General features: G+C 39.9%; 10 protein-coding genes. 9 read left to right on the top strand and 1 reads right to left on the bottom strand.

The annotated features are described in order from the left end of the window. Positions 1–27: 27 nt before the first annotated feature. On the bottom strand, positions 28–804 hold the full coding sequence (locus NIE32_RS05070) for a carbon-nitrogen family hydrolase (protein ID WP_253053607.1): 777 nt from the start codon (positions 802–804) through the stop codon (positions 28–30). A 200-nt stretch (positions 805–1,004) separates the two neighbouring features. On the opposite strand from NIE32_RS05070, the gene NIE32_RS05065 reads away from it, so the two are divergent. The 9 genes from NIE32_RS05065 to NIE32_RS05025 all read left to right on the top strand — a co-directional run bounded on the left by NIE32_RS05065 (position 1,005) and on the right by NIE32_RS05025 (position 13,149). Beyond that, on the top strand, positions 1,005–2,285 hold the full coding sequence (locus tag NIE32_RS05065; RefSeq protein WP_253053606.1) for an ArsB/NhaD family transporter: 1,281 nt from the start codon (positions 1,005–1,007) through the stop codon (positions 2,283–2,285). A gap of 194 nt (positions 2,286–2,479) precedes the next feature. Further along, the gene (gene guaA / locus NIE32_RS05060; RefSeq protein ID WP_253053604.1) at positions 2,480–4,021 is read left to right on the top strand and encodes a glutamine-hydrolyzing GMP synthase; all 1,542 of its coding nucleotides are present in this window, start codon (positions 2,480–2,482) and stop codon (positions 4,019–4,021) included. Positions 4,022–4,408: 387 nt separating this feature from the next. Then, positions 4,409–9,235 carry a DEAD/DEAH box helicase gene (locus NIE32_RS05055; protein WP_253053603.1) on the top strand — a complete coding sequence of 1,609 codons (4,827 nt, stop codon included), beginning with the start codon at positions 4,409–4,411 and terminating at the stop codon, positions 9,233–9,235. A 1-nt stretch (position 9,236) separates the two neighbouring features. Next, entirely contained in the window at positions 9,237–9,983 is a 747-nt protein-coding gene (locus NIE32_RS05050) for a hypothetical protein (RefSeq protein ID WP_253053602.1), read from the top strand. A gap of 236 nt (positions 9,984–10,219) precedes the next feature. Next, a complete protein-coding gene (locus tag NIE32_RS05045; protein WP_253053601.1) occupies positions 10,220–10,537 on the top strand; it encodes a hypothetical protein in 318 nt (105 codons plus the stop codon). Next, positions 10,534–11,610, top strand: coding sequence for an ATP-binding protein (locus tag NIE32_RS05040; protein ID WP_253053600.1), 1,077 nt, complete (start codon positions 10,534–10,536; stop codon positions 11,608–11,610). The genes NIE32_RS05045 and NIE32_RS05040 overlap by 4 nt, the downstream gene beginning before the upstream one ends. Before the next feature lies 1 nt (position 11,611). Beyond that, entirely contained in the window at positions 11,612–12,196 is a 585-nt protein-coding gene (locus NIE32_RS05035; RefSeq protein WP_253053599.1) for a hypothetical protein, read from the top strand. 133 nt (positions 12,197–12,329) lie between these two features. Beyond that, positions 12,330–12,950 carry a replication protein gene (locus NIE32_RS05030; protein WP_253053598.1) on the top strand — a complete coding sequence of 207 codons (621 nt, stop codon included), beginning with the start codon at positions 12,330–12,332 and terminating at the stop codon, positions 12,948–12,950. Next, positions 12,937–13,149, top strand: a complete 213-nt coding sequence (locus NIE32_RS05025) for a DUF3173 family protein (protein ID WP_253053597.1) — start codon at positions 12,937–12,939, stop codon at positions 13,147–13,149. Before NIE32_RS05030 ends, NIE32_RS05025 begins: the two co-directional genes overlap by 14 nt. Position 13,150 lies beyond the last annotated feature (1 nt).

Genomic DNA, 13,150 nt, shown 5'->3' with positions numbered 1-13,150 from the left:
TGTACGCGTAGAAGAGCTCGATTTAGATTAGTTGATCGGAACGCGATGTTTGAGCTGCGGGAACTCTTCTCTGGTTTTATCAACAGTTTCCAGATCAATCTCAGCAGTTACGACAGCTTCATGTTCATCACCGGTTGCAATCACGTTCCCCCATGGATCAACGATCTGGCTATGCCCGCCAAGGACGACACCTTGGTTGGAACCGACACAGTTGCAAGAGACGAGAAAGCATTGGTTTTCCACAGCCCGAGCGGCGTTAAACAAATTCCAATGAGCAAGTCGTGCCAGCGGCCATGCCGAGGTAACGAGAAAGAGTTTGGCACCGAGATCTAGTTCTTTGCGGAACTGTTCCGGAAAACGCAGATCATAACAGGTGGACAGGCCGACTTTACCGAATTCGGTTTCTACAGTAATCGGTTCCGTGCCGCGGGTTAACAAATCGCCTTCTTTTGATCCATAGCGAAACAGATGGATTTTTCGGTAAGAAGCAATAAGCGTGCCTTCACGATCAAACAAAAGACTTGTGTTGTAGAACTGATCACCGGATTTTTCAACAAAACTACCAGCGAAAAGATAGGCATTTAATGCTTTCGCTTTCTGTGCATAATGGGCTACGAAATTACCTTGAAGCGTTTCAGCTTCTTCAAGGTAACGATCAAAGCTATTGTATCCGGTCATCCAAATTTCCGGAAGAAGGATCAGGTCATAGCCCTTGAGATTATTGAGGAGATTGTCTGCTCTTTTCATTCGCTCTTGTGCAGACTGTGCGTCATTGATTTCAAGCTGAATCGATGCGATTTTCATATTCTCGATACTCCTTCAAATCATTAATGAGTGTAGTGAACGTTATGGAAATAATGAATCTAAGAACACGAATTTCATCAAGATCTACTGCATTGATTATCGCACATGTTAGCGAACGGATTCAAAGAGAAAATATTTTGGAACATGTGGCAAATTTTTTTGCATGCGCCAAATGGTAAATATAAAAAAGGAAGAGGATTATGGAAAGCGAAGCACAAATTGCAATTATTGTTTTCATCATAGCTTATGTATTGATCATTACGGAGAAAATTCACAGAACCATTGTAGCGATGGCCGGTGCCTGTCTGTTAATTGTCTTAGGTGTTGTGAGTCAGAGTGCTGCAATTCGGCATATCGATTTTAATACAATTGGTCTCTTGACCGGGATGATGCTCATTGTATCGATCACAGCGGAAACCGGTTTATTTAAGTACATTTCAATTCGTACCGCACAACTCGTACACGGGAACCCTATTGCTCTACTTGTTGTCTTTTCATTGATTACGGCAGTGGGTTCTGCTTTCTTGGATAATGTCACCACCGTTTTACTTGTTGTCCCGGTAACACTTAGTATTGCGAAACAGTTAGGCATTTCACCTATGCCATTCTTGATGTCGGAGATTTTCATGGCCAACATTGGTGGCACAGCAACCATGATCGGTGATCCCCCGAATATTATGATTGGCAGCGCGGTGCCTGAATTAAGTTTTATGGACTTTATTACGAATTTAGCACCGGTCATTCTCATTATTACGCTCGTGACGCTATTGTTTCTTGTTGCTTACTATCGTCACGAACTTCATGGAGATCGCGAGGCGCGTGTGCGCCTGAACGATCTGCATGCGGCCGATGCGATTAAAGATGATGTGCTACTAATTAAGGCAGTAGGCGTGCTCCTACTCACGATCATGGGCTTTTTTCTCCATCAAAGATTAGGCGTTGAAACGGCTACAATTGCCCTCTCAGGAGCCTTTTTCTTATTATTGATCTGTGGAGAACGGCATCTTGAACGTGCGTTAGCCGGCGTTGAGTGGACGACCATCTTCTTCTTTGTCGGCTTGTTTGTCTTGGTTGCAGGTCTTGTTGAAACAGGTGTGATCTCGAGTCTCGCTCAGCATGCGATTCAGTTGACCAATGGGGCCATGGTGCCAACAACGTTTCTGATCCTATGGATGAGCGCGTTCACGTCATCCTTCATTGATAATATTCCGTTTGTGGCAACGATGATTCCGTTGATTAAGGATATGGGCGAACTCGGCATTACTCAGCTGGAACCGTTGTGGTGGAGCCTTTCGCTCGGTGCATGTCTTGGCGGCAATGGACTCCTGATCGGTGCCAGCGCGAACTTAGTTGTTGCCGGTATTTCCGGTAGAACCGGTCACCCGATTACTTTTATTCGTTTTATGAAAGTGGGCATTCCGGTCATGCTCCTATCCATGGTCATTTCTACGCTTTATATCTATTTCAGGTATTTAGTTTGATGGGTTGCTGAACGCAGCATTCATTGTTAAAATAGGAAAAGTAATTCAATTTGTTGAATCCTGTTGAATAATGCGAGTGTAAAAGCAGAACTGGAAGCCTCTTGGCCTCCGGCTTTTTAAATAGTTGACTTCTAATCGACACGGAGACGGTCCGCGAGTCGGATCGATCATAACAGATGGGGTGGAACAGAAGGATGGCACAACCGAATAACTTGATTATCGTTATGGACTTCGGCGGTCAGTATAATCAGCTGATCGCAAGACGTATTCGTGATTTGGGCGTTTACAGCGAGCTGTTTCCGAATACGCTGACTGCGGAACAAATTAAAGAAAAAAATCCTAAAGGTATTATCTTCTCAGGTGGACCGAACAGTGTCTATGATGAAGGCGCACCGTTGTGTGATCCGGCAATTTTTGATTTGAACATTCCGATTCTCGGTATCTGCTACGGCTTGCAACTGATCAGTAAGCACTTCGGATCGACGGTTGAACGTGCGGATCACCGTGAATACGGCAAAGCCGAAATAACGGCCAATACGGATAACGCACTTTTCCAAGGGCTACCCGAACAGCAGACTGTGTGGATGAGCCACGGTGACCGCGTCAAGACGCTGCCGGAAGGCTTTGTTATTGAGGCAAGCAGCGAATCCTGTCCGGTTGCAGCAATGGCAAATACTACGAAAAAGGTTTATGCCGTTCAGTTCCACCCAGAAGTACGCCACTCCGTACATGGCAATGAACTGCTCAGCAATTTTGTGTTCGGTATCTGTGGTGCTGAGAAAAGTTGGTCGATGGAACACTTTATCGACGAACAAGTGGAAAAGATCCAAGCAACAGTTGGTGATCAGAAAGTACTGTGCGCGTTGAGCGGTGGGGTTGACTCATCCGTTGCAGCAGCACTGGTTCATAAAGCAATCGGCGATCAGCTGACTTGTATTTTCGTTGACCATGGTTTGCTCCGCAAAGGCGAAGCGGAAGGCGTGGTTGATACATTCCAGAACCATTTCCATATGAACTTTATTCATGTCGACGCAAAGAAGCGTTTCCTCGATAAGCTCGAAGGTGTCAGCGATCCGGAACGCAAGCGTAAGATCATCGGCAATGAATTTATCTATTTATTCCAGGATGAAGCCAACAAACTTGAGGATATTTCTTACCTCGTACAAGGAACGCTCTACACCGACGTTGTCGAAAGCGGCGCCGGCGGCTCATCTCAGAACATTAAATCGCACCACAACGTCGGCGGTCTCCCGGAAGACATGAAGTTCAAGCTGATCGAACCACTGAACACGCTGTTCAAAGATGAGGTTCGTGCGCTCGGTACTGAACTCGGCCTCTCCGACGACATCGTTTGGCGCCAGCCGTTCCCAGGACCGGGCCTTGGCATCCGCGTCCTCGGTGCGATTGACGAAGAAAAGCTTAAACTCGTGCGTGAATCCGACGCGATCCTGCGTGATGAAATCAAAAAAGCCGGCCTCGACCGCGATATTTGGCAATACTTCACCGTGCTGCCAAATATTCAAAGCGTTGGCGTCATGGGCGACGGTCGGACCTACGACCACTGCATCGCCATCCGCGCTGTCACTTCGATCGACGGCATGACCTCCGACTGGGCACGCATCCCGTGGGACGTGCTTGAAAAGATCTCAACCCGAATCGTCAACGAAGTCGAACACGTCAACCGTATCGTGTATGACGTCACCTCCAAGCCACCGGCAACGATTGAGTGGGAATAAAGAAGCGGCAAAATATATTACTGAAAACGTTGATTTAACGCCATTTAGATAAAACTCAAGAGACGAAAAAAGATGAAAATTCGTTTGAATTGTCTCCAAAACTGTCTCCAAAACTTTAGCCGTTCCTCGTGGGCGGCTTTTTACTTATGAAATTTTAGCCGTTCCTCGTGGACGGCGGATGAAGTTGTTAGATGATACAATAAACTATATAGTAAAGTTCAATCTGTTAGAAAAATAATTGACAGATTATAAAGGAGCCGTAAAATGACACGGTATAGCATAGCACAGCACAGCGTAATCAATGCGCATTTTTTAAAACATGAATTAACGAAGCTGAAATTATCAGGTTCGGCTATTTATGTTGCCTTGAAATCGGAGGTGGCGTAAATGTCTGAAGAAATGACGAATTATCAAGTATCAAATGATTCAGAGAAAACATTTGATAAATTACTCAAACAAATAAACGAGTCGGCAGGAAGCGTTCAACGTGACCGGGGTACATATTTTGAAAAGCTTGTTGCGATTTATCTTCAAAATGAGCCAATCTACAAAAATTTATATTCAGATGTTTGGCTTTTACATGAAGTACCTGCTGAGTATGGTATTTCTAAAAAAGATACTGGTGTTGATTTAGTCGCACGCAATAAAAATACGGGTGAATTAACTGCGATTCAGGCAAAATTTTATTCAGGTAAAGTCGGGAAAGATGAAATCAACTCATTCATTGCGGAACTCGGAAAAGATTATTATTCATTAGGGATGATTGTATCCACTACGGATGAATGGAACCAAAATGCTCTTACAACAGTACAAGAACAAACGAAGCAAGTTCAACTGATTGGTTTATCTGATTTGCGTCATTCAAAAATTGATTGGTCGAGTGTGAACTTTGAAAAGCCGAAAGAAGTTATCGTTAAATCAAACAAAGGGCTACGTGATTATCAGGAGCTGGCAATTAACAAAGCAAGCGAATATTTTAAGACTCATGACCGTGGTATGTTGGTAATGGCACCAGGTACGGGGAAAACGTTCACTTCCTTAAAAATGGTTGAGCAATTTGCTAAGGACAGCGAGCAAAAAATTTATAACGTTTTGTACCTTGTACCAAGTATTCAACTTTTAACACAATCGCTATTTAGTTGGAACTCGGATGTGTCGGATGGCTTTGAAATGAATTCATTTGCAGTAACTTCTGATAGAAAAGCTACCAAGAAAAAAGCAAATGATGATGACACAGATATTCAAGCAACTGATATTGGCTTTCCTGCAACAACAAAGGCTAGTGACGTTGTAAAAAATTATGAAAGCCTATCTGAACCGTCAGATAAAATTCGTTTGAATGTTGTTTTTAGCACATATCAATCAATTAATGTTATGCACGAAGCGCAAGAAAACGGCTTTCCCGAATTTGACTTTATTATCTCGGATGAAGCACACCGCACAACGGGTTTTCATGAGCAAAACCAAGAAGAAAGTCCTTTTGCAAAAGTTCATAGTAATAAGAACGTAAAAGGGAAATTACGCTTGTATCAAACCGCTACACCGAAAATCTATTCTGATGACGCAAAATCTAAAGGAATTGAAAAGAGTGTTATCATTGCTTCAATGGATGATGAGTCAATTTTCGGTACTGAAATATTTCGTTTAGGCTTTGGTGAAGCCGTTGCTCGTGGTTATTTAACGGACTATAAAGTTATGGTGCTAACTGTTGAAGAAGAAGCCATGACTAAAAATCTTCAACAGACACTTGCTGACCCAGAAAATGGCTTAAATATCGATGATGTCGGTCGTATCGTTGGTGTTTGGAATGCCATGATTAAACGTGAAGGCGCAACAGGTAAAGTTAGTGGCACGCCTATGAAGCGGGCTATTTCATTCATTGATACAATCAAAAACTCTGAAAAAATTGCCGAAAAATTCAATACCGTAGTAAATGAATATCTTGGCGACAATGCGGAAGACAGTTTCCATATCGAAGTGAAACACGTAGATGGTACATTGAACGCTTTACAGAAAAAAGATGCGATTGATTGGCTTGCAGGTGATATTGATATTGATGAAGCCCGTGTTTTATCTAACGTAAAATTCCTAACCGAAGGGATTGACGTACCGAACCTTGACGCTGTTATATTCTTCTCGCCGAAAAAATCACAAGTAGATATTGTGCAGGCAGTCGGACGTATCATGCGTAAGTTTGAAGGCAAAGAATACGGTTATATCATTCTGCCTATTGTTATTCCTGCGGGTGTAACGCCTGAAAATGTGTTAGATGATAACAAGACTTATGCGGCAGTTTGGCAAGTATTGAATGCACTTCGTTCAACAGATGAACGTTTCAATGCGATTGTCAATCAGTTGCAGTTAAACAAGAAAAAACCTGAAAACATTAATATCATCAACCCCGGAAAAGGTCGCCCAAGAAAACCTTATTCTGAAACAGATACTTCAAATGGTGTAGATGTCGATACTCCACAACAAACAGAATTAGAGCTCTGGGATAATATTGAGGACGCTATTTTTGGGAAGATTGTTCAAAAGGTTGGCGACAGACGCTATCTTGAAGATTGGTCGAAAGATGTAAATGAAATTGCCCAACGATACATTCGTTGGATCAATGAGCGCTTAGAAGATAAAGACAACCCTATCAAAGAAGAATTTGATAAGTTTATCAGCAGTCTGCGCCATAATATCAATGAAAGTATCACACAAGAGTCAGCTGTTGAAATGTTGGCACAGCACTTGATTACAAAACCAGTCTTTGAAGCGTTGTTTGATGAATATAGTTTTGTAAACAATAACCCTGTTTCTTCAGCCATGGAGTCAATCGTTGCTGAATTGCAGAAAGCAGGCTTCGAGAAAGAGCAAGAAAAACTTGAACCATTCTATGAGTCGGTAAAACTTCGGGCAAGTGGGATTGATAATGCGGAAGGTAAACAGAAAATTATTGTGACCTTGTATGATAAGTTCTTCTCTACTGGCTTTAAGTCAACAACGGAACGTTTAGGGATTGTATTTACACCTGTTGAAGTGGTGGACTTTATTGTTCATTCCGTTGACGATGTATTGAAAAAACATTTTGGTAAATCGTTAGCAGATAAGGGTGTGAATATCTTAGATCCATTCACCGGCACGGGAACATTTATTGTGCGGACACTCACTTATTTGAAACAAAAATTGGATGATGGAGAAATAACACTTTCTGATATTGTAAGAAAATACACGCAAGAACTTCACGCCAATGAAATTGTGCTGTTGAGCTACTATATTGCAGCAATTAACATTGAAGCTACTTTCGATGAAATCAATGGCGAAGAAAGCTATGTTCCGTTTGAAGGAATTGTATTGACCGATACTTTTGAAAGTACTGAAACAGAAGATACAATAGATGATGAATATTTTGGAACAAATGACGAACGTTTGAAACGTCAGCAAGAGTTGCCGATTACAGCTATTATTGGTAATCCGCCTTATTCGGCTAAACAAGACAATGAAGATGGTAATCAGTCAAGAATTGTTTATCCAAAATTGGATGAATCACTTCGGAATATGTGGATTGAAACGTCAACTGCAACAAATAAAAATGGTTTGTTAGATTCTTATATTAGGGCTATTCGTTGGTCTGCTAATAGAATTGAAGGTTCAGGCATAATTGGCTTTATAACAAACAGTTCTTATATTGACGGAATAGCAATGGATGGAATGAGAAAATCGTTACTTGAAGAATTTTCAGATATTTATATTGTTGATTTAAAAGGACAAATTCGTCGAAGAAGTCGGGAGCAAGCTAAAATTGAGGGAGGAAATATATTCGATATTATGACTGGTGTCGCTATATCTATTTTTGTAAAAGATAAAGATTATCAAGGAAATGGAAAACTTCACTATTTTAATATCGGTGATAAATTATCAAAAAAAGAAAAGCTCGATAAAGTTGTTCAAATTGGTAGTATTGACAACATTATTAGCTTTGATGAAATAATTCCAAATGAAAAAGGAGATTGGCTTAATCAACGTAATTCAAATTTTGATGAGTTAATTAAGTTGGGAGATAAAAGGTCTGATGATGCACTATTCCTAAATTATACGGGAGGAATTAAAACAGGAAGAGACGCTTGGACAACTAGTTTTTCAAAAGAAAATTCAGAACAAAATATGAATATGAGTATCAATTATTATAATGAGCATATTGGAGATACGAGTGTTTACGACATTAATACAAATGAAATTTCGTGGACCCGGTCTTTGAAGCAACGATTTGAAAAACGAGAATTACAACGGTTTAATGCTGAACGTATGTATGTTGGAATGTATCGCCCATTTACAAAAAAATACGTTTATTATGACCCTGCTTGGACTGACCAGCAATATCAAATGACAAAAGTATTGCCGACTGCTGATTCTCAAAATTTGATGATTGGAATTTCAAATAAAACAGAGGGTAAAAAATTTACTTCACTCATGTTAAATGTTATACCTGATGTCAATTTATTTGCGGGTGGTTCGCAAAACCTTCCAAAATATTTGTATGACAATATGGGCGAATATTCAGCTATTCGTACGGAAGTCCTCTCAAGAATTCACGGACTTTCTGAAGATGAAGTTCTATATTATGTTTATGGAATTTTTCATAGTAAAGAATATGAAAAAATGTATTTTGAAGATTTGTCTAAGTCGTTTCCACGTCTTCCAATTGTAAAGAATAAGGACACATACATTGAGGTTGGTCGCAAACTTGCTGATTTACATTTAAACTACGAAAATCAACCAAGTTACGAAGGTGTGCAAGTAAACATTTCAGACGTAAACGGTTCCTATCGTGTGAAGAAAATGAAACACCCGAAAAAAGGCGTGCTAGATACTATCATTTACAATGAAAATATCATGATTACCAATATTCCTGAACAAGCCTATGAATACGTGGTAAACGGTCGCCCTGCGATTGAGTGGATAATTGACCAGTATCAAGTGAAAACTGATAAAAAGTCAGGTATCACAGATGACCCGAACGACTTTTCAGACGACCCGAAATATATCTTGAATTTGCTACTAAGTATTATAAATGTATCTATGCAGACCGTTGGGTTGGTAAACAGTTTGCCACCGCTTGAAATTGTGGAGGATAACAAGGTAATTGATTATCAATCGCTGACTGATAATGACTTGCCAATGGTTGCTGAAAAATCTCCTAAGTATGACATTGGGGAGGATGAGTAACTTGGCTAGATACGAGATTAGAGCAGGCGAGTTCCCGGCAACGTGTGACTTTTTCTATCGGCTTGTTTCTGAGCGTGTTGATGAAAAATATCGACAATGGAAAAATTCTGAAAAACCACGGCGTGTGTCAATGTCTGAGATTTATCAGGGTAGAAAGATACTTGGTGCAGTCATCAGCTATCATGAAAAATTACCTTCAAATTGGGATTATTCAGGTTTTATACCTTATGGTTTAGACTTTTCCCTTGTAAAAAGTGAGCATACTAATGGACTGTTCAACGATTTACATGAACTATATTGGGGAAAAGAACCCATACAGTACTTTGAAAGCTTCTTCAAAGTCTTAGCTTTGGAAGTGGCTCAAAATAGTAAATATGGAGGTAAGTTACTTCCTGATTTTCCAAAAGATGAAAAAACCATTCAAGAATTTTATAACAGTCATTCAGATATTATTGTTGGAGAAAAATCACTATTATCACGATTTAAAGAGTTTACCGAAAATAAGTATGATACGGTTAAATGGATTGCAACAGATGATAGCAAAGCCATATTAATGGATAGGCAAGTTGGTTCAGAAATTGTTAATGTCGAAGACGTTCAGTTACAAGAGAAAGTATTGACCTTTGGTAGTTTTGAACACTTTTCGGAAGAAATTAAAAAATTTGTAGATGAAGTGTTTTTGCCATTTATGAATGAAAAAATTCTTCCTGAAATGATTAACGAGTTAGCAGATGATAATTCATTGTAGGTAAATCCCACAGTTTAACACGAAATTTAAGGAAAGTTCTCACTTGAAATGTGGGAACTTTTCTTTTTTTGGCAGTGTCTGCTTCGGACACGTCGCGAATTTTAGTCATCTATACTGTACTCATCAAGTAAAGCAGTGCTTGATGATGAATTGCCATGTTGGTTGCAAACGACACGGCGGAAGGGTTGGCGAACTGCTGATAGCCGATACTACTAAATTATACGAGGTGCAAAACCATGAGAACACGTAATTCGCAAAGCTCTTACAGCTCAGAAACAACGACAAAATACATTTCGGAGGATAAACCAATTTACTGTGTATCATCTGAAATTGAAACTCAATACAACTACATTGAGAACAAGCGTACAGATGAAATTAAAGGTCATAAACTTTACTTTGCGCAGGAGGGTGTAAATCCCTTTGCTGTGAAGTTTGCAAAAAAAATGCCGTCATTGCCTCCGTTCCTCTCAGAAGTGAAACTTGATAACTTAGAAGCGATTGAAATTCGCTCTAATGTTTACTTCCGTGCAGAAGGGGTACGAGTGGTTAAATGATGAAAAACAGTTTAGAGCTTGCAAAGTATTTATTGCAGGGGCTAAACATGGCATTGCAGATTAGCGGAGAAACCAGTTACTCAAATTCGTTTGATGTAAAGGTAACGGATGAAGGGGTCTACTTCATCCCCCGCATGCCTGCAAGCTATCTTGTTGATGATGACCTTTATCAAAAAATATTTCTTATCATGAACGCTATGCTTTACCCCAAATACACTTTGCTAAAACAATCAGGAGCATATTTTGTTCCATTAGATACGGATAATATTCATGTCGAACGTGCTTTATTCTTTTCGTGGGTGAAGGGTATTTCAAAACGGCTTGTGATTTCAGATATTGATGGTTTTGTCGAACGATTACCACTCAACAAAATTCCTATCATGGAAAATCTAACGGTAGATTTGAATAAAGTGACAAGTATTGCTATCGCAGGGAACAGCGGTTCAGGTAAATCTTATGCACTCACTTATATGCTTTGTGTGCTGAAACGGTCGTCACAACTTGTTATCATTGACCCCAAATTTGATATGCCAAGCAGATGGGGCAGAAAAAACAATGTGCCTGTCGTTGCGCCCAATGCAAGTAGAAGCAAGTCTGATTTTGTTTCAGAAGTGAATAGTGAATTGAGTAAGGCGCTTGAATTAATTCAACAACGCCAGCAAGTGCTATATAACAATCCTACCGCAGATTTTGAACATTATACGGTAGTTATAGATGAAGTTTTAGCCTTGAGTGATGGTGTGGCGAAGCCAATAAAAGACGCATTCTTTAGTTTGCTTTCGCAGATAGCGCTATTGGGCAGGGCAAGCAAAGTACATCTGCTCTTGGTTTCACAGCGTTTTGATAATAACGCAATACCTATATCGGTTCGGGAACAATTAAATGTGCTCATCCAGGTTGGTAACATCAATTCTAAAACCACTCAATTTTTGTTCCCTGACCTGTCGCTTGAAGGAATAGTTATACCTCAAGGTATCGGGACGGGATTGATACAGGTGATAGACTCCGAGCACCCTTTTCAGATTGTTCCGTTGCTAACGCCTACATTCAATAAATTAGAAGGGATAATGTAAAATGAAAAAATCGTATTTTATGCGAACGTTCCGTTTGAATGGCTACTTGCTATTAATTTCTGTATTGCTATTTGTTGCTGATTTCGGTTTTAAGTTGATTGGGATATTCCTGCAAGGTCAAGAAAACGGCAATATGGTTAAATACAATCAATTTCTCAATAAGTATGTGGTGATTGTTCAACACGGATTGCAACAGGTGCTAATCGTTTCGATTTTAATCACACTTGCGATTATCTTACCCGAAGTCATTACAAGGGTTTTGAAGGATTCAGTGATAAACATTGGTAAATCAATCTGGCTTACTTCTCGAATAAGAAAGTTTTTACAGATGAGGGCAACCCACGAGGAAGAAGCAAACGTGATATTTAGGTACAACAAGGCGGTTAATAAAGCCATTGTTGACGTTCGCAATGATAGCGTTGTGTTTATGGTGAAACTCCCTAATGAATTTGGGATACATGGCATGATTTCGGATAATAAAGACGCTATGCGTGATGAACTTGCTAATCGGCTTACCGAGTATTCATTTTCAAATATTGAGAGAGCGAAAAGCTACCTAAGGCTTGAAGGAACAAGAATTAGATAGAACAGAACAGCGGAGCTTTTGCTTGCCACAGGCAAGGGCAAAGAAGCTCCGCTGTATTTTTCAGGAAGAATGAAACGGTACATATTACTACGACAATATGTACCAGTAATCAATAATCAAAGGAACAGATACTATGAAAAAACAGAAAAAAGAGAAGCGTTCTAGTAAGTGGACGTTTATTATTTACAAGGAAAGTGTGCCAGAAAATTATCTGGACATACTCGAAGAACTGCAAGTGCCCTTTGTATTGAGTCCGTGGCATGATAAAGATGTTGATAGAGAAACAGGGGAAATAAAGAAAGCTCATAAACATGGGGCGCTGTTCTTTGATAGCTTAAAAAGTTATTCGCAAGTTTCAGATTTAATCAGCGAAAATTTGAATGCCCCGAAGCATGTTGAGCCAGTTCATTCACCAAAAGGAATGTACGATTATTTTATACATGCACAATCACCAGATAAAGCACCTTATAACATTGAGGATATTGAGAGCGGTTCGGGGTTTGATATTGCAAAATTTTTAATGGAGCAGGAGAGCGGAACATTCTTGAACACAGTGATTGATATTATTGAGGAACAAGATTTTATTAATTTTGATTCGCTTGTTAGCTATGCAAGGAAAAACAATTCCCTGTTGTTAAGTTTGATAGTCGATAAAACCTATTTCTTTGCAAGGTTACTTGATTCAAGAAAGTTTCGGAAGGAAAGAAATAGCACAAGAAAAGCAACGAAGAATGTTGGTGATGAAGATGAATAAAGAAATGGTAAATTGGCAAGATTTAGAACACTTGGGCTTTCCACCCTACACAGCGAAAAGTATCATTCGACAAGGCAAGGCGTTTATGGTACAACAAGGATATGAGTTTTATCAAGGGAAGCGGGTGTCCGTTATTCCTTTGAAGGCGGTAAAATCCGTTATCGGTGATATTGAATTGTCGTCCGAAACGGAGGAATAAA

This window comes from Sporolactobacillus kofuensis, from assembly GCF_024125425.1.
Classification (GTDB): Bacteria; Bacillota; Bacilli; order Bacillales; family Sporolactobacillaceae; genus Sporolactobacillus; species Sporolactobacillus kofuensis.
This window is presented reverse-complemented; position numbering and strand designations above follow the sequence as displayed.

Coding starts and splice junctions, on each gene's coding strand:
- NIE32_RS05055 (WP_253053603.1), top strand. CDS start 4,409: ATGTCTGAAGAAATGACGAATTATCAAGTATCAAATGATTCAGAGAAA.
- NIE32_RS05065 (WP_253053606.1), top strand. CDS start 1,005: ATGGAAAGCGAAGCACAAATTGCAATTATTGTTTTCATCATAGCTTAT.
- guaA (WP_253053604.1), top strand. CDS start 2,480: ATGGCACAACCGAATAACTTGATTATCGTTATGGACTTCGGCGGTCAG.
- NIE32_RS05025 (WP_253053597.1), top strand. CDS start 12,937: ATGAAGATGAATAAAGAAATGGTAAATTGGCAAGATTTAGAACACTTG.
- NIE32_RS05040 (WP_253053600.1), top strand. CDS start 10,534: ATGATGAAAAACAGTTTAGAGCTTGCAAAGTATTTATTGCAGGGGCTA.
- NIE32_RS05035 (WP_253053599.1), top strand. CDS start 11,612: ATGAAAAAATCGTATTTTATGCGAACGTTCCGTTTGAATGGCTACTTG.
- NIE32_RS05030 (WP_253053598.1), top strand. CDS start 12,330: ATGAAAAAACAGAAAAAAGAGAAGCGTTCTAGTAAGTGGACGTTTATT.
- NIE32_RS05045 (WP_253053601.1), top strand. CDS start 10,220: ATGAGAACACGTAATTCGCAAAGCTCTTACAGCTCAGAAACAACGACA.
- NIE32_RS05070 (WP_253053607.1), bottom strand. CDS start 804: ATGAAAATCGCATCGATTCAGCTTGAAATCAATGACGCACAGTCTGCA.